This window comes from Sulfuriferula multivorans (assembly GCF_003851125.1).
Taxonomy (GTDB): domain Bacteria; phylum Pseudomonadota; class Gammaproteobacteria; order Burkholderiales; family Sulfuriferulaceae; genus Sulfuriferula; species Sulfuriferula multivorans.
On sequence record NZ_BGOW01000019.1, the window covers coordinates 22,461 to 39,878 of the forward strand.

The window sequence follows — 17,418 nt, forward strand, 5'->3', positions numbered from 1 at the left end:
TCAGGCTGGCTGATTGCGCGTATCCACTATCAGAACCAACTCGAAAACAGTCCCGCTCCGTCCGAGTCAACGAAGCGGGACATGCTTGCAGACGCGCCGGTCAAGCCTTTTCGAATACCATTTCCCCAGCGCGAAAATCCACCCGGATAGTATCTTTCTCGGCAAAATGCCCGGACAGGATTTCCTTCGCCAGCGGATTTTCCAGTTGCGACTGAATCGCTCGTTTCAGAGGCCGCGCGCCGAATATCGGGTCGAAGCCGACCGCGGCCAATTCCGCCAGCGCCGCATCGGTGATCTCGAATCCCATGCCCATGGCTGCCAGGCGCTTCGCCAGATACTGCACCTGAATGCGTGCGATGGAGAGGATATGTGCCTCGCCCAAAGCGTGGAACACGACCACCTCGTCGATACGGTTGATGAATTCGGGGCGGAAATAAGTTTTAACCTCGCCCATCACCGCCAGTTTGATGACCTGATAATCGTCGCCCGACATCTGCTGGATCATCTGGCTGCCCAGGTTGGAAGTCATCACGATAACGGTGTTCTTGAAATCCACCGTGCGCCCCTGGCCGTCGGTTAGACGCCCGTCGTCCAGCACTTGCAGCAGTACGTTGAACACGTCCGGATGCGCCTTTTCCACCTCGTCCAGCAGGATCACACTGTAGGGCTTGCGCCGCACTGCTTCGGTGAGCGTGCCACCTTCCTCATAGCCGACATACCCCGGCGGCGCGCCGATCAACCGTGACACGCTATGTTTTTCCATGAACTCGCTCATGTCGATACGGATCATGTGATCTTCCGAATCGAACAGAAATCCCGCCAACGTCTTGCATAATTCGGTCTTGCCCACGCCGGTGGGTCCGAGGAACAGGAATGAACCATATGGCCGATTAGGGTCGGACAAACCGGAACGTGAACGGCGGATGGCGTCGGACACCAGGCGCACCGCTTCATCCTGACCCACCACGCGCTGGTGCAGTGCGTCTTCCATCTGCAGCAATTTATCGCGCTCGCCTGACAGCATTTTGGATACCGGAATACCGGTCGCGCGCGACACGACCTCGGCGATTTCTTCGGTACCAACTTCACGACGCAAAAGCTTGAATTCGTGCTTTCCTTCGCCCGCCTCGGCTTGCTTAAGCTGTGCCTCGAGTTGGGGCAGCTTGCCATATTGAATCTCGGCGACTTTGTCGAGTTTGCCCTGGCGCTGCAGGTCTGCCATCTCTGTACGCAGCCGCTCAATTTCCTCTCTGACATGCTGCGCACCTGTCAACATGGCCTTCTCAGATTTCAGGATTTCCTCTAGATCATTGTATTCGCGCTGCAGACGCAGCAACTCATCCTTAATCAGTTCCAGGCGCTTGATTGAGGCTTCATCTTTCTCTCGCTTGACTGCCTCATGCTCGATCTTGAGCTGAATCATGCGCCGCCCCATCCTGTCCATGACTTCCGGTGTGGAATCCATTTCCATTTTCACGCGCGAGGCTGCTTCATCAATCAGGTCAATTGCCTTATCCGGCAAAAAGCGATCGGTGATGTAGCGGTGCGATAATTCAGCCGCCGCGACGATGGCCGGGTCGGTAATCTCGACACCATGATGCACTTCGTATTTTTCCTTCAAGCCCCGCAAAATGGCAATGGTGTCCTCTACCGATGGCTCGTCTACCAGCACCTTCTGGAAACGCCGCTCCAGCGCGGCGTCTTTCTCGATGTATTTGCGGTATTCGTCCAACGTGGTCGCGCCGACGCAGTGCAATTCGCCGCGCGCCAGTGCCGGTTTCAGCATATTGCCCGCATCCATTGCGCCTTCTGCCTTGCCCGCACCCACCATGGTGTGCAACTCGTCGATAAACAGGATGATGCGACCCTCGTCCTGGGCGACTTCCTTCAGTACCGATTTCAGGCGCTCCTCGAACTCGCCCCGGTACTTGGCGCCGGCCAGCAGCCCCGCCATATCCAGCACCAGCACGCGCTTGCCTTTCAGCGTCTCCGGCACCTCACCATTCACAATGCGCTGCGCCAGACCTTCCACGATGGCAGTCTTGCCCACACCCGGCTCGCCGATCAGCACCGGGTTGTTCTTGGTTCGGCGCTGCAGCACCTGGATGGCGCGGCGAATCTCGTCGTCGCGGCCAATCACCGGGTCGAGCTTACCCAGACGCGCGCGTTCAGTGAGGTCCAACGTGTATTTGTTGAGTGCTTCGCGCTGGCCTTCCGCATCGGCGCTAGCCACGTTCTCGCCGCCGCGTACCTGGCTGATCGCCGCATCCAGCGCCTGACGCGCGACGCCATGCTGCTTGAGCTGCCGCCCCACTTCACCCTTGTCGTCGCAGGCAGCCAGCAGGAACAGCTCGCTGGCGATAAACTGGTCGCCACGCTTTTGTGCTTCCTTGTCGGTGAGATTGAACAAATTGTTGAGATCGCGCGAGATTTGCACCTCGCCGCCGTGCCCTTCTACCTTGGGCAGCCGCCCGATGGCCTCCTGCAAAGCCGCACGCAGCGCGCGCACGTTGCCGCCGGCGCGTGCCAGCAACGACGTGCTGCCGCCCTCGGTCTGATCGATCAAAGCCGCCAGCAGATGCAGCGGCTCGATGAACTGGTTATCCTGACCTACAGCCATACTCTGGGCATCGGAAAGCGCTTGCTGGAACTGCGTGGTCAATTTATCAAAACGCATGGCTTGTTTTCCTTGATTATTTGGACTATCCATAAGATGGAGAGACTGTTCGTAATTTCAACCAGCCGATGTCGCCAGGAGGAGAATAATCATGATAAATGATGCATCTACCCAAACCCGCAGCCACCTGGAAAACCAATTTCCACACATCGCCCAGAAATTATCCGAGAAATGGGGCACACCCGATGTAGAGCCCTACCTCGCTAACCTCATGGTAGACCATCGCGGCTCACGCCAAGGGTTTCCTTCCGATGTGGCGGAGGAATTAATGCTGCTCGATACGATTCTATGGGAGCTATCGGATACGCGAAAACGCTTTCTATCCACACCGGATGATTCAAGTTTTTCTTTTGGCTGATATCCGGATTTATATTTGCTCCTGCCTGCCTTACCCCGCAAAATGTCAGGCTTCCAATTCTTGCTAACGTTCTTCCCATGCTCTCACATGCCGTCTCCCTGCCTGCCAAACTGGCAGACGTTGTTCGTGCCAACGCGTCTGCCGCTCTCGCCGAAGATATCGGCAGCGGCGACCTCACCGCTGCGCTCATTCCAGAACAGGCCACTGCCAGTGCTGCAGTAATCTGCCGCGAAAAAGCAATTTTGTGCGGCCAGGCGTGGTTTGAAGCGTGCTTTCATCAGATTGACCCTTCCATAAAAATTCACTGGTACACGCGTGATGGGAGTTGTATTGGCGTCGATCAGATGCTGTGCGAAATTCACGGCAATGCACGGGCATTGCTGACCGCCGAGCGCTCCGCACTTAATTTTTTACAGACACTGTCTGCCACCGCCACCATCACGCGGCGCTATGCCGATGCAATTGCGGGTACCGGCGCGATGGTGATGGATACGCGTAAAACACTGCCCGGCCTGCGCCGGGCGCAAAAATACGCGGTGTTGACCGGTGGCGGCGAAAATCAGCGTATCGGGCTCTATGATGGCATTCTGATCAAGGAAAACCATATCTCGGCAGCGGGTGGCATAGCTCAGGTCCTGGCGGCCGCAGACCGGATGGCAGGCGGCGTGCCGGTGCAGATTGAAGTCGAAAACATGGACGAACTGAAACAGGCGCTGGAAGCCGGAGCGCGCCTGATCCTGCTGGATAACTTTACCCTCGACGCGCTCCGCGAGGCAGTCAGGGTAACCGCCGGCCGCGCAGTGCTGGAAGCCTCCGGCAATATCAGTCTCGACACCATCCGCAGCGTTGCCGAAACAGGTGTACAGCGCATCTCGGTGGGCGGCCTGACCAAACACATTCAGGCTGTGGATCTGTCCATGCGCTTCGAGTGGGCTGTTTGATTCAGTGGAAGCTGAAGGTATAGAACACATCCACCGCACTCTGGCTGCCGGTTTGCGCCCGCACTGACACGCGCCTGGACAGGGTGTAATTAATCTTGACCAGGCTGGTGGTGCCAGCCAAGCCTTGTTCATAACTCAGATAGACGTTTTTCGATAAACGTTTTCCCAGCACCAGAATGCTGTTTTGCAGCGAGCCGCCGCCGGCCAGATTCACCTCGCTCAAGCCGGTGGCCTCGGCCAGCCTGGCTTGCAGACTGACCGAATCACCCATCCCCAGCAGGACGCCCGCCGCAGTCTGGAGTGCGCTGAACTCGGCGGCGCTGCTCTTTTCCGTGCCGTGCCCCAGCACCAGCCACGACAGTTTTTCGGTGTCCGGCACATCCGGGATGGACACCAGCTTGACCACCGGCGCCAGCGCACTGCCGGTAATCGCCACGCCCGCCTCGACGGTCTGATTTTTACGCAAGGCAAGAATATTCAGCCCGGGGTTATCCACCGGCCCGGAAAAATTCACCACGCCGCGCTCGATGTTCAGGCGCTGGCCGTAGGCGCTGTAGGTGCCTTCAGCGACCTGCACGCTGCCAACAGCGGTGGGCAGCCCGCCATCGCGGGCATGCAGTTTGACCAGACCGGTCAGACGCGCATCCATACCGCGCCCTTTCAGGTAAAACTGGTCGCCCAGGTCGAAATCCAGGTCGAAGTCGAGTGCCGTAGGCAGGCGCTTGGCGGATGGCGGTTTTTGCCGTCCCAATACGATCACGTCCGAACTCAAGGTCGGCGCATCACCGCGCGGCAATTCGATCAGGGCGTGATCGGCGTTAATTTTGGCCGTAACGCGAAGCAGGCGCGGCGCCAGGCTGACATCGGCCTTGCCACTCACCGTCAACTGCCGGTCCGGACGCTGCAGCAGCGCGAGTTTGTCCGCCAGCAAAGCAATCTGCATGGTGGGTTTTCCATCGCGCAACAGCGCCGTCCCGGTACCGGTAAGACTGCCGCTGCCCGCGCGCAGGTGCAGGCTGTCCAGCGTCAAGGTGTCACCGCGCAGACTGGCGCGCAGGCTGCCATCGGTGAACGCGATGCCCTGTTCCGGGTAAGTGAAGAGCAGCTTGTCGGCGCTCACTGTGCCGCTCAGCAGCGGCGCATTGACCGTACCGCCGGCGCTGACCTGCGCCTGTACTGACCCATCCAGCGTGATTGGCTCACCAAGCAAGGGACTCACCCAGGCCAGCGACGGCGTATTGACCCGGGCGGCGACGCTTAACGGGGCATTGCCCGACACGCCCCATTGACCGTTGCGCTGCGCCAGCGCGGTATCGGCAAGCACGCTGACTACGCCGAGTTTGTTACCCTGCGCGTCCAGTTCGCTGTGGATGCGGTTATCGATCGCCTGCACTGTGAGGACGAGGCGCTGGATGCCCAATGCGGTTCCGGATTGGCCCGGCAGTGTGACATCGCCGCGTTCGCGCCACAGCTGGATGCTGCCATTGACCTGACGAGCGGCTGCGAACTGCCATTTGCCGCCCACGACCAGCGTGCTCTCCACATCCGGGTTGATATTGGCCAGCCGCAGCAAATACGCGCTGTCCAGCCCGCTCATGCTGCCCTGGCTGGAAATGCGCCCGCTTTGCAGCGCAAATTCGTCCACGCGTACACTGCCGCGCGCCAGGGCTAAGTCAGCCTGGCTGAGTTCGATATGGCCTGCACCCAACGCAAGCCGGGCTGGCGCGTTGAGCACTACCGGATAACGGCCAGTGTTTTCCAGGCGCAGGATGCGCCCGTTCCAGCCCTGACCATCGCGCCAGCCGCCGCTCAGCGTGGCGCGTGCGTCAATCTGCGGATTGCGCGCGGCAAGATTGATGGTGTGTGCAGCACGTGTGCCATGCATATCGAGCGCGGCGCTGGCGAGCGCAAAATCCGCGCTGCGATAGCCGCGCAGGCGTGCAGACAGATTCAATGCGCCATTGATCCCGTGTTGCAACTGACCGGTTGCCGACACGCTGTCGAGACGGATGCCCTGCCACGCCAGCGCCTGCCCTTCCAGTTTCACGCTGGCCGAGGGCTGCACCAGACTGCCGCCAAGGCTGCCCTGTGCCGTCATGCGCCCACCGAATCCCTGACCGAATGCAGCCACATCGGGCGCGTCCAGGCGCCAGTCCAGGCGGTCATTGGCAGCACCAAACGCGCCTTTGGCTTCAAGCCGGTTAGCCCCCAGGCGCAATGCAATATCGCTGTCCCAGACGCGCTTTGCGGCCAGTTTGAATGCACCTTTTCCGGACAGCTGCTGGCCGCGATAGCGGCTGTTTGCCACGTTCAGCGCAACACTGGCAGCAAGCTGTGGGTCGAGCTGGCCGTGCGCTGTGGCAGTGGCGTTGATGGTTGCCGCCGGATAGCCGCCAAAGCGCGACGGGTCGAAGCGCCGCAACTGACCCTGTGCGCTGAACGCGCGCGTGCCGGCCAGTGCCAGTCTGGCACTGAAATTGAATTCGCCGCCGCCCGCGGCCAGCCGTGCGTTGTCGATGACCAATTGCTCGCCTGCGCGGCGGGCATTGAGCGCAATACGGTAGCCCGCCTGGCTCAACTCGGCGGACAGTGTTTGCCCGCTCTGCTCTACACCCAATGCGATCTTGCCCGCCAGGCGCGTGGGGCGCAGCGGATTGTACAGGTCATGCAAATTCAGGTTGGCCGTGCTCAGATTCAATGCCAGCAGGCCGTGCTGCAGACTGCCTTCTCCGTTGAACTGGCCAGCGCTGCCCAGATCGAGCGCCAGCGCATGCAAGGCGAACTGATCCGGGCTAGCGCTGAATCGGGTATGTGCGGACTTGAGCGGAATGCGACCGGCATCCAACGCGCCCGGCAAGCGGTTGGCGAGGCGCAACTCACCACTGAATATGGTCGCCGTACGCGCCTGCAGCGTAAGGTCCGCATCCATGTCGGTCTGCGGCAATCCGGCGCCCAGACGACGCAGATCGAGCTGGCGCACGACTACACTCGCCTGTTGCAGCGGCACCGGTTGGAATGGTGTCAGGCTTGCCTGCCAGCGACCGCTGGCCGCGCCCGAACTGCCTGTCCCCTGCACCTCCAGCTGCCCCAGCGTACCGCTCACTGCGGTGTGCGCGGTGTAGTCATGCAGGCCGTCGTTGCGGGCGAAATCCAGCGTGCCGTTGAGGGCAAACGGCGCATCTGCAGCGAGACGCGCGCTGGCCTGCCCCGCACCCCACGGACTCCGCACGCTGAGCCTGGCGTGGTAGGCGTCACCCGGATTGGTCAGCGCCAGGCGCAGCTGCGATAGCGGCCAGCTGTGCGCGCCCTGGTGTACCGTCAGATGCTCGATGCGGGCGTCCGGGATATTCAGCGCGTAGGGCAGCCGTAGCGTCACAGGCAGCTTGGGCGGCTCGGGGCTGGGTTTGATCAGGGTGATGTCGAGGCTGGCCAGCGTCAGCTTCCGGATCAGCAACTGATGGTCATACAGCAGTGCGTGCGGCGACCAATCGAGCACGACATCGCGCGCTTCAATGTGCCGCTCCGGCGTATCGAGACGCACGCGGGAGAATTTAAGCGGCCCGTACAGCGAGCCGCTCACGCCTTCGAAGCTGAGTTGGCCGCCAGCCAGACGCGTGGCAATCTGTGCGCCGATATGCAGTGTCGGCTCGCGCCCGGCCAGCCAGACCAGCCCCGCGATCAGCACCAGCAGCAGGCCCAGCCACAACATCAGCCTGCCTGCCCAGCGCAGCGCCAGCCGACGTCCCCGTATCAGAACGACACCCCGATGCTGAAATGCACCCGCAATGCATGCACTGCCTGACCATAGGCCAGATCCAGGTTGAGCGGGCCGACCGGACTCTTCCAGCGCGCACCTACGCCGTAGCCCTGCACCAGATGCAGATTGGGCAGGGTATCGGCGGCATCGCCCACGTCATAAAACACCGCGGCGCCCCAGCGCTCGGTCAGCCAGTGGTCGTACTCCACGCTGCCCACGGCCAGATAGCGACCGCCCACAATCGCATCCGCCTGTTTCACGCCCAGGCTCAGATAGGGATAGCCGCGCACCGACTGGTCGCCGCCGGTACGAAACAGGAAATCCGAAGGAATCCCGTTGCTGCTGGTAGCCAGCACGCCACCCAACTCGCCACGCAGAATCAAGCCATCGCGCTGGCCCAGCGGCAGGTAATACACCACACGGGTATAGCCGCGCACGAAATCCTGATCCGACAATAGCGCGCGCGCTGCCCCGCCCAGCTGGGCACTGAACACATAGCCGCGCGTCGGGAACAGCGGATTGTTCACATTGTGATAGGTCCAGATGTAATTGAGAGTGAGCGCCTGAAGCTTATTCCCGACACCACCCGCGATGGACTGGTGCTCGGTCTGGAACTGCGTCGCCAGCGTGGTTTCAATCCGGCCTTTGGTGCGTGTGCGCTTGACGCCGGTGCCGGTGCGCACGCTGGTCACACCCTTGATATCGGCACGTTCGTGAAAGGCGTTGATGCTGTCCTGGTAGCCCAGTTCATTGCGCGGCAACTGCAATTCGGCATTCAGGGATTGCAGGCTGGTTTCGAGTTTGAGCAGGCTCTTGAAACGCCAGCCGCGCCGCATCACGTTCAGGTCCTGATACTCGATCTGCCCGCGCAATCCGCTATCGGTGCTGACACCGATACCGAAGCCGAGCTTGCTGGACGGGTTTTCCACCACATTGACCTGCACCGGCACATTGTCCGGGTGGGCCGGATCGGTGTCCGCGGACACGCTCACCGTGCGGAAATAACCCGTATCCTGCAAACGCGCCTGGAATTCCAGCAGACTGGTCTGTGAATAGGCTGCGCCGGGCTGGATCGGGTTGAGCCGTTCGACGACGCTGGCCGGGTAACGCTGCAAGCCGCTGATATGCAGCGCGCCGAAGCTGAACGCGGGACCGCTATCCAGTGTCACGCTCAGCGTCGCCTGACGTGTTTGCGGATTCACCACTGCCTGGCTGGAGGCAATACGGGCAGTGGGAAAGCGCCCGGTCAGCAAGGTTTTCAATGCATTGCGTTTGGCCGATTCCCAGGTCGTCTGACGGAACACACTACCGCTCGGCAGTTGCCACGCCTGACGCAGCTGGGCCAGCAGTCGGTCCCGCTCTTCGGGCATCTGCGCGACTGCCCCCTGCAAGGAAAGATCGAGCTGCGCCACCTGTGTGGGCGGGCCAGGGGCGATGACAAAACGTATCAGGATCGGCTGGTCCTGCAATGAAATCGAAGCGGTGATTTCCGGGGAATAAAACCCCTCGGTGGCAAGCAGGGTGCGGATATTGTCCGGCGCAGCTTGATACAGGCTTTGCAACTGCGCAGTGTCCAGCATTGGATTATTGTGCCAGCGGTTGATGTCGAGGTTCTTTTCCAGCAAATCGCGATAAGCCTGAGGCACATCCAGTTCAACCCGGTAGTCCAGCCCTGCCGAAAAAACCGGCAGCGCCATACTCATCAGCATGCACGCCAGCACCAGCAAGACGCTCCGGAATCTGACGGCGCCCCGGCGTGAAAGCCCTTTAATCGCCAACCTTTGATCCATCGTGTCGCAACCAGATCAGGCTGGCCATGCGTCCCGTCGCACCATCACGCCGATACGAATAAAATCGTGCGGATTCGTTGTAGGTACAAGCGCCGCCGCCGTATATCCGGGTGACGCCAATACGATGCAGCCGCAGCCGTGCCAGGGCATAAATATCCGCGAGCCATTTGCCGCGCCGTTGCGCAACAAAAGCTGCGGAGGCTTGCGGCTGCATGGCGACAAACGCCTCTCGCACCTCGTCGCCCACCTCGAACGCCTGTGCGCCGATAGCCGGGCCCAGCCAGGCCATTACGCCATCTGCGGGCACCTGCATGGCGGCAACCGCAGCTTCCAGCATGCCGCCTGCCAGCCCGCGCCAGCCTGCATGGGCGGCCGCCACCACGCTGCCCTGACGGTCGCAAAACAGCACCGGCAGGCAATCGGCGGTCAGTACGGCGCATACTCGGCCCGCCTGACGCGTCATGCTGGCATCCGCTTCTGTCGAAGCATTGCGGCCATCTGCGTCAAACACCGCGCTGCCGTGTACCTGGGTAAGCCAGATCGGTTCAGCAGGCAACGCGGCGCGCAAAATGGCACGGTTTTGCGCCACGCTGGCGGGATCATCGCCCACATGACCACCCAGATTCAGCCCGGCATAGGGTGCCACACTGACGCCGCCGGCACGCGTTGTCACCAGCGCGCTGACCTGCTCCGGCGCCGGCCAGTCGGGAATGATCCAGTCCGGGTTCATGTGATCTCCATCCTTAAATGATCAAGTAAGGCCTGAAAATCCGCAGGCGGTTCCACTTGCCATTCCAGATGGACGCCGCTGACCGGATGCAGCAATCCAAGCCGGGTAGCGTGCAAGGCCTGGCGTTTGAAATCGGGCAGCGCTGCTATCTGGCTGGCGCGGCCATATACCGGATCACCCACCAGCGCATGGCCGATGGACTGCAGGTGCACGCGAATCTGATGGGTGCGGCCGGTTTCCAGCACACAGCGAATCAGGGTGTAGCGGCCTAGATGCTCGAGCACGGTGTAGTGCGTGACGGCTTCGCGGCCGGAATGAACGACTGCCATTTTGGTGCGCTGGCTGGGGTGACGCCCGATGCGCGCGTCGACCTTGCCGTCTTGCGCGATCAGCCCGTGCGCCACAGCCAGATATTCACGCTTGACGCTACGCGCCTGCAACTGACGCACCAGATTGGTTTGTGCGGTAAGTGTTTTCGCCACCACCAGCAGGCCGCTGGTGTCCTTGTCGAGCCGGTGCACGATGCCCGCGCGCGGCACCCCGGCCAGTTGAGGCGCGTGGTGGAGCAGCGCATTCAGCATGGTTCCCTGCCAGTTGCCGCTACCCGGATGCACCACCAGCCCGGCCGGCTTGTTGACCACCAGCAAGGCGTCATCCTCGTAGACTATCGCCAGCGCGATATCCTCAGGCATCGCCGGCACTTCGGCCGGATGCGTTTCGGGCAAGACTTGTACTTTCTCACCCCCCCACACCTTGTCCTTGACCCCCAGAAAACGGCCATTGACGGTCACGCGTTCATGCTTGATCCAATCCTGGATGCGACTGCGCGAGTAGTCGGGCAGTAACGCGGCGAGAGCCTGATCCAGCCGTTGACCGGCACTGGCGACGGGGATTTCCATCATGATTACGGCTTCGGCAGAAGTGTTTGGAGTATAATCTGGCAACTGTTTTACGGACGATGTCATGAAACGAAGTTTACTTGTTTTGTTGGTGGTACTGCTGGCTGGATGTGGTTTGTTACCGAAGACGGTTGATGAAACCCAGGGCTGGTCGGCACAAAGACTCTACGCAGAAGCCAAGGATCAGCTCGATTCGGGTGGCTATGAAAAAGCCATCAAATACTTCGAGACGCTGGAAGCGCGCTACCCCTACGGACGCTATGCCCAGCAAGCGCAACTGGAAGTTGCCTATGCTTATTACAAGGACAATGAGCCGGTTTCCGCCATCGCCGCCTGCGACCGCTTTATCAAGCTGCATCCCGAGCATCCCAATGTGGATTATGCCTACTACCTGAGGGGGCTGGCCAACTTTACCGAAGACCAGGGGCTGTTGGGGAGGATTGGCGATCAGGATATGACCGAACGCGATCCCAAGGCTGCAAGCGAGTCTTTTGATTCGTTTCAGCAACTGGTTACGCGTTTTTCAAACAGCAAATATGCCCCGGATGCGCTGGCGCGCATGAAATACCTGGTGGATTCGCTGGCCTCGCATGAAGTGCACGTCGCCCTGTATTACTATAAACGCGGCGCCTATGTGGCTGCCAGCAAACGCGCCCAGTATGCCATCGAGCATTATCCGAATGCCCCGGCTATCGAACAGGCGCTGGCAATCCTTGTTAAATCCTACGATAAAATGGGTATCAATGACTTGCGCGATGACGCCTTGCGGGTGTTACAGAAAAACTTCCCGAACAGTAAATATGTGTCGGGAAATTTTGACAAGAGCAAACCCTGGTGGCGTTTCTGGCAACTCTAAACCTTTGCAAACCGTAACTGGTAGCGCAGCTTGAGCTAACAAGCCGCTACCAGCCAGATCAAATCGCAGTATCGCCGGTCTCGCCGGTACGAATCCGCACCACCTGCTCCACATCCGTAACAAAAATCTTGCCGTCGCCGATCTTGCCGGTGCGTGCGGCATTCACAATCGCTTCAACCGCCTGGTCGACGAGATTGTCCGACACTACAATTTCGATTTTCACCTTGGGCAAAAAATCCACCACGTATTCCGCGCCGCGGTAAAGTTCGGTATGCCCTTTCTGGCGGCCGAAGCCCTTGACCTCGGTAACGGTCAGCCCGGTGACGCCGATTTCCGAGAGTGCCTCGCGGACTTCATCGAGTTTGAACGGTTTGATGATGGCTTCTATTTTTTTCATTTCATACCCTTTGCTTAAATAATCAACCCGGCTTGAACCGGGAAGTGATCGGATAACGGCGATCCTTGCCAAATGCACGCGGCGTAATGCGGATGCCAACAGGTGCCTGGCGGCGTTTGTATTCACTGCGGTCTATCATGCGAATCACACGTGCAACCTCGATCTCATTGTAGCCTGCAGCGATAATTTCAGCAGGTGTCTGGTCATGCTCGACATAGCGTTCAATAATCGCATCGAGAATATCATAGGGCGGCAGCGAATCCTGGTCGGTCTGGTCTGCCCGCAGTTCTGCGGAGGGCGCGCGCTCAATGATCCGTGACGGTATCACCGGCGCAATGCCATTGCGATAGTTGGACAGCCGGTACACCAGGGTTTTAGGTACGTCGCGCAACACCGCGAAACCTCCCGCCATATCGCCATACAGCGTAGCATAGCCAACCGCCATTTCGGATTTATTGCCGGTGGTCAGAACAATCCCGCCAAACTTGTTGGAGAGCGCCATCAACAGCGTGCCGCGGACACGCGCCTGGATGTTTTCCTCGGCCAGGTCAAACGGCAAATTGTTGAATTCGCCGGCGAGGCTGCCGAGGAAGCTGTCGTACACGCTCTTGATGGGCAACTCGCTGTATTTCACGCCCAGCGTTGTCGCCATGGCGCGGGCGTCTTCCAGACTGATGGCGGCGGTGAATTCGGACGGCATCATCACCGCATGGACCTTGTCGGCACCCAGTGCGTCGACCGCCACTGCCAGCGTCAGTGCCGAATCGATTCCACCTGACAAACCCAGCAACACGCCGGAAAAACCATTCTTGCCAATATAGTCACGCACACCCAGCTTGAGTGCCTCATATACGGATGCTTCGGTGCTTAAGGGCAGCGCAATCGCGCCGGGTACGGGCGAAACACCTTTCATTTCGACCAGATAGATATCTTCAACCAGCGCCGGGAACTGGCTGGTGAGCTCGCCGTTGGCATTCATCGCGAAGGATCCGCCGTCGAAGATCAGCTCATCCTGCCCGCCCAGCAAATTGCAATACAGCATGGGCAGGCCACTTTCTCGGATGCGTTCGCGCGCTACCTGATAACGTTCCTGCTGCTTGCCGACATGAAACGGCGAGGCGTTGAGCACCAGCAGCACTTCCGCCCCGGCCTGGGCGGCGCCACAGGCCGCACCTTGTTCCCACACGTCGGCGCAGATATTCACGCCAAAGCGCACGCTATCCTGCTCGAACACGCAGGCTTGCGTGCCCGGCGTGAAGTAGCGCACTTCGTCGAATACCGTGTCGTTGGGCAAGCGCTGCTTGCGGTAAACCGCTTCGATCTTGCCATCGCGCAGCACCGAAGCCGCGTTGTAGCGATTTGACCCCTCCTTGAGCGGATGCCCGACCACCAGCGTGATGCCCTGCGCCGCATCCAGCAGGCTGTTTAATGCAGCAGCAGACTGAACATAAAAATCATCGCGCAACAATAAATCTTCCGGTGGATAGCCCGACAACGCCAACTCCGGTGCCAGCAGGATCGTCGCGCCTGCTGCCTTGGCACGTGCCGTCGCGGCACGTATCCTGGCCGCGTTGCCGACCAGATCGCCGACCGTGCAATTGATCTGCGCCAGTGCGATTTTCATCGCTGCATGGCCGTCTGTACCGCCGCGCCCATTTCCGCCGGGGATTGTGCTACCACTGCACCGGCAGCTTCCAACGCGCGCATCTTGGCTTCCGCGGTACCGCTACCGCCGGCGATGATCGCCCCGGCATGCCCCATGCGCTTGCCTTTGGGCGCGGTACGCCCGGCAATGTAGGCAGCCACAGGCTTGGTGATGTGCTGCCGGATATAGTCGGCGGCTTCTTCCTCGCGGGTGCCGCCGATTTCGCCCACCAGAATGATGGCTTCGGTTTCCGGATCGGCCTGGAACATTTGCAGGCAATCGATGAAATCCAGCCCCTTGATGGGGTCACCGCCGATGCCCACGCAAGTGGTCTGCCCCAGCCCGAGCCGGGTGGTCTGGTGCACCGCCTCATAGGTCAGCGTGCCGGAGCGCGAGACGATGCCCACCTTGCCGCGCTGATGGATAAAGCCGGGCATGATGCCGATCTTGCATTCGTCCGGAGTGATGATGCCGGGGCAATTGGGGCCGATCAATTTGGCACCGTTGGCGCGCAGCGCGGCTTTCACGTTGAGCATGTCCAGCACCGGGATGCCCTCGGTGATGCAGACAATGACCGCTATCCCCGCATCCGCGGCCTCCATGATGGAATCCGCCGCATAATTCGCCGGTACGTAAATCACGCTGGCATCGGCGCCGGTTTGCCGCACCGCCTCGCGCACGGTATTGAATACCGGCAGATCAAGGTGGGTTTGTCCGCCCTTGCCGGGCGTTACGCCGCCCACCATTCGCGTGCCATAAGCCAGCGCCTGTTCGGAATGAAACGTGCCCTGCTTGCCGGTGAAACCCTGGCACAGGACTTTGGTGTTTTTGTTAATCAGTATGCTCATGTCAGGAACCTTGTACCGCGGCAACCGCGCGTTGCGCCGCATCGGTCAAGCCGTCGGCGGTGATGATGGACAAGCCGCTGTCGGCCAGCTTTTGCTTGCCCAGTTCGACGTTGGTGCCTTCCAGCCGCACCACCACCGGCACTTGCACGCCCACTTCCTTGACTGCCTGGATAATGCCGTCGGCGATGATGTCGCAGCGCATGATGCCGCCGAAAATATTCACCAGCACCGCGCGCACCTTGCTGTCGGAAAGGATGATCTTGAATGCCTTGGCGACGGTTTCAGCCGTTGCGCCGCCGCCCACGTCGAGGAAATTGGCCGGTTCGCCGCCATGCAGCTTGATCAGATCCATGGTCGCCATCGCCAGCCCGGCGCCGTTCACCATGCAGCCGATGTTGCCAGCCAGCGCGATGTAATTGAGTCCGGCCTCCTGTGCGGCGACTTCCCTGGCGTCGATTTGCGTGTCGTCGCGCAGGTCGGCGAACTTTTTCTGCCGCCCCAGCGCGTTGTCGTCCACACCCATCTTGCAGTCCAGTGCGACCATGCGTCCGTCTTCGGTAATCACCAGCGGGTTGATTTCCAGCAGGCTCAGATCGGATTCGATGAACAGCTTGTACAGGGCGCGCAACATGCGCGTCAGGTCGCCAATATGGCTGCCGGTGAGACCCAGGCCAAACGCCAGATTGCGGCACTGGAACTCCTGCAGGCCGAGCAGCGGATCGCATAGCTCACGCAGAATCTTGTCCGGCTGGGTTTGCGCGACTTCTTCGATCTCCATGCCACCCGCAACCGAGGCCACTACTGCCACACGCTCGGTTTCCCGGTCCACCAGCAGACTCAGGTACATTTCGCGTGCAATCGGCAGGGTTTCTTCCACCAGCAGCTTGCTCACCAATTGCCCGTCCGGGGCATTCTGGTAAGTCACCAACGGGTTACCCAACAACGCCTGCGCGGCTTCCAGCAAGGCATCGATGGATTTCACCAGCCGCACGCCACCGGCCTTGCCGCGGCCACCGGCGTGAATTTGCGCCTTCACCACCCAGGCGTCGCCGCCCAGATAGCCGGTCGCGGCGAGTTCGGCGTGAGTCGGATCTTCCACCACAATCCCGCGCGGAGTAATGATGTTGAACTCGCGTAATAACTGCTTGGCCTGATATTCGTGTAAATTCATGCTCGAAATGTTTTTTAGCAAAAACCGAATTGTGTCGGAAAACCCATGAACACGCCACAACCTCCGCAGTTGCGCGTACTGGCAGGCATGCATGAAGTCACACCCGCAGCCTGGAATCGACTTGCCGGCAACCAGCCCTTCCTCTCCCACGCCTTCCTGCATGCGCTGGAAGCCAGCGGCTGCGTGGGCGATGAAACCGGCTGGCTACCGCAACACCTGACACTATGGGAAGGCGAACGCCTGGTCGCCGCGCTGCCCCTCTACGCCAAAAACCATTCCTACGGCGAATACGTATTCGACTGGGCATGGGCAGAAGCCTATCAGCGCAATGGTCTGACCTACTATCCAAAATTATTGTCGGCGATCCCCTTCACGCCAGTTACCGGACCCCGTCTGCTGGCTGAAAACGACGTCCACCGGGCGCTCCTGGCTCACGCTGCCATCGAACATGCGCAATCTATTGGCGCGTCATCCTTTCATTGTCTGTTTCCGGACCCACAAGACAGTTCCGTATTGCAGAACGCAGGACTGATGATCCGACGCGGGGTTCAGTTTCATTGGCTCAACCAGAACTTTACCAGTTTTGACGCGTACCTCGCCGCGATGAGCCACGACAAACGCAAGAAAATCAAACAGGAGCGGCGCAGAGTGAGTGAAGCGGGTATCAGCTTCCGCCAGTTGACCGGCAACGACATCAAAGCCGAGGACTGGGCGTTTTTCACCGGTTGCTATGACAACACCTATCTTCAACATCGCTCCACCCCCTACCTCAATGTGGATTTTTTTCAGCGCGTAGGCGATACGCTGCCGGACAACGTGCTGATGATCGTCGCCAGCCAGGCAGGGCACGACATTGCCGCCGCGCTCAATTTCCATGACGACACCACCTTGTATGGGCGCTATTGGGGCACACATGCTTACTCGCCCGCGCTGCATTTCGAGACTTGTTACTACCAGGCCATCGAATTCTGCATCGCGCGCGGCATCCGACTATTTGAAGGCGGCGCGCAAGGAGAACACAAACTGGCGCGCGGATTTTTGCCGATGGAAACCACCTCTGCCCACTGGCTGGCGCACCCGCGCTTTGCCCAGGCAGTGGAAACCTTCCTGGAACGCGAAGCGCTGGGTGTCGCGCATTACATCGGAGAATTGAATGAACATTCGCCGTTCAAAAACACCTGTGCGCCGAACACACACGACGATATAAGCGGCAGCTAAAACCGGATCAAGCACTTGATCCATTGCAGATATTGCCTTTCCGTGCGGATACTGCAATGCTTGAAGCGGATTTTTCCCCCCACTTGATCCAGCAATTTAGGCGCTGTTAACGGTGAAGAAATTTCCATAGT

13 protein-coding genes are annotated in these 17,418 nt (G+C 59.9%); 4 read left to right on the forward strand and 9 right to left on the reverse strand.

The genetic code is table 11. From position 1 onward, the window contains the following. Positions 1-100 precede the first annotated feature (100 nt). Positions 101-2,677 (reverse strand): ATP-dependent chaperone ClpB, encoded by a 2,577-nt coding sequence (clpB, locus tag EI185_RS11010; RefSeq protein ID WP_124705207.1) that lies wholly within the window; start codon positions 2,675-2,677, stop codon positions 101-103. A 91-nt stretch (positions 2,678-2,768) separates the two neighbouring features. Here clpB and EI185_RS11015 point away from each other — a divergent pair, with 91 nt between their 5' ends. Together EI185_RS11015 and nadC are read left to right on the forward strand one after the other, a co-directional pair. Continuing rightward, positions 2,769-3,035, forward strand: coding sequence for a hypothetical protein (locus tag EI185_RS11015; protein WP_124705208.1), 267 nt, complete (start codon positions 2,769-2,771; stop codon positions 3,033-3,035). Between the two features lie 77 nt (positions 3,036-3,112). Then, a complete protein-coding gene (gene nadC / locus EI185_RS11020; protein ID WP_124705209.1) occupies positions 3,113-3,976 on the forward strand; it encodes a carboxylating nicotinate-nucleotide diphosphorylase in 864 nt (287 codons plus the stop codon). Between the two features lies 1 nt (position 3,977). Here nadC and EI185_RS11025 read toward each other — a convergent pair whose 3' ends face one another. The 4 genes from EI185_RS11025 to rluD form a co-directional block, all read right to left on the reverse strand. Then, positions 3,978-7,685: a translocation/assembly module TamB domain-containing protein gene (locus EI185_RS11025; protein WP_124705210.1), complete on the reverse strand. Its 3,708-nt coding sequence runs from the start codon at positions 7,683-7,685 to the stop codon at positions 3,978-3,980. 41 nt (positions 7,686-7,726) lie between these two features. Further along, on the reverse strand, positions 7,727-9,436 hold the full coding sequence (locus tag EI185_RS11030) for an autotransporter assembly complex protein TamA (RefSeq protein ID WP_189836376.1): 1,710 nt from the start codon (positions 9,434-9,436) through the stop codon (positions 7,727-7,729). 64 nt (positions 9,437-9,500) lie between these two features. Beyond that, positions 9,501-10,253, reverse strand: coding sequence for a peptidoglycan editing factor PgeF (pgeF, locus tag EI185_RS11035; protein ID WP_124705212.1), 753 nt, complete (start codon positions 10,251-10,253; stop codon positions 9,501-9,503). Continuing rightward, positions 10,250-11,155 (reverse strand): 23S rRNA pseudouridine(1911/1915/1917) synthase RluD, encoded by a 906-nt coding sequence (gene rluD, locus EI185_RS11040; protein WP_124705213.1) that lies wholly within the window; start codon positions 11,153-11,155, stop codon positions 10,250-10,252. The genes pgeF and rluD overlap by 4 nt, the downstream gene beginning before the upstream one ends. Before the next feature lie 61 nt (positions 11,156-11,216). Here rluD and EI185_RS11045 point away from each other — a divergent pair, with 61 nt between their 5' ends. Next, the gene (locus EI185_RS11045) at positions 11,217-12,008 is read left to right on the forward strand and encodes an outer membrane protein assembly factor BamD (protein ID WP_124705214.1); all 792 of its coding nucleotides are present in this window, start codon (positions 11,217-11,219) and stop codon (positions 12,006-12,008) included. A gap of 58 nt (positions 12,009-12,066) precedes the next feature. Here EI185_RS11045 and EI185_RS11050 read toward each other — a convergent pair whose 3' ends face one another. Genes EI185_RS11050 through sucC form a run of 4 tightly spaced genes read right to left on the reverse strand, consistent with a single transcriptional unit; the run spans position 12,067 to position 16,069 of the window. After that, positions 12,067-12,405, reverse strand: coding sequence for a P-II family nitrogen regulator (locus EI185_RS11050; RefSeq protein ID WP_124705215.1), 339 nt, complete (start codon positions 12,403-12,405; stop codon positions 12,067-12,069). 22 nt (positions 12,406-12,427) lie between these two features. Continuing rightward, positions 12,428-14,029, reverse strand: a complete 1,602-nt coding sequence (locus EI185_RS11055) for an NAD+ synthase (RefSeq protein WP_124705216.1) — start codon at positions 14,027-14,029, stop codon at positions 12,428-12,430. Further along, positions 14,026-14,898: a succinate--CoA ligase subunit alpha gene (sucD, locus tag EI185_RS11060; RefSeq protein ID WP_124705217.1), complete on the reverse strand. Its 873-nt coding sequence runs from the start codon at positions 14,896-14,898 to the stop codon at positions 14,026-14,028. Before sucD ends, EI185_RS11055 begins: the two co-directional genes overlap by 4 nt. Position 14,899: 1 nt before the next feature. Continuing rightward, positions 14,900-16,069, reverse strand: coding sequence for an ADP-forming succinate--CoA ligase subunit beta (gene sucC, locus EI185_RS11065; RefSeq protein WP_124705218.1), 1,170 nt, complete (start codon positions 16,067-16,069; stop codon positions 14,900-14,902). A gap of 45 nt (positions 16,070-16,114) precedes the next feature. On the opposite strand from sucC, the gene EI185_RS11070 reads away from it, so the two are divergent. Then, positions 16,115-17,287: a GNAT family N-acetyltransferase gene (locus EI185_RS11070; protein WP_124705219.1), complete on the forward strand. Its 1,173-nt coding sequence runs from the start codon at positions 16,115-16,117 to the stop codon at positions 17,285-17,287. Positions 17,288-17,418: the final 131 nt, after the last annotated feature.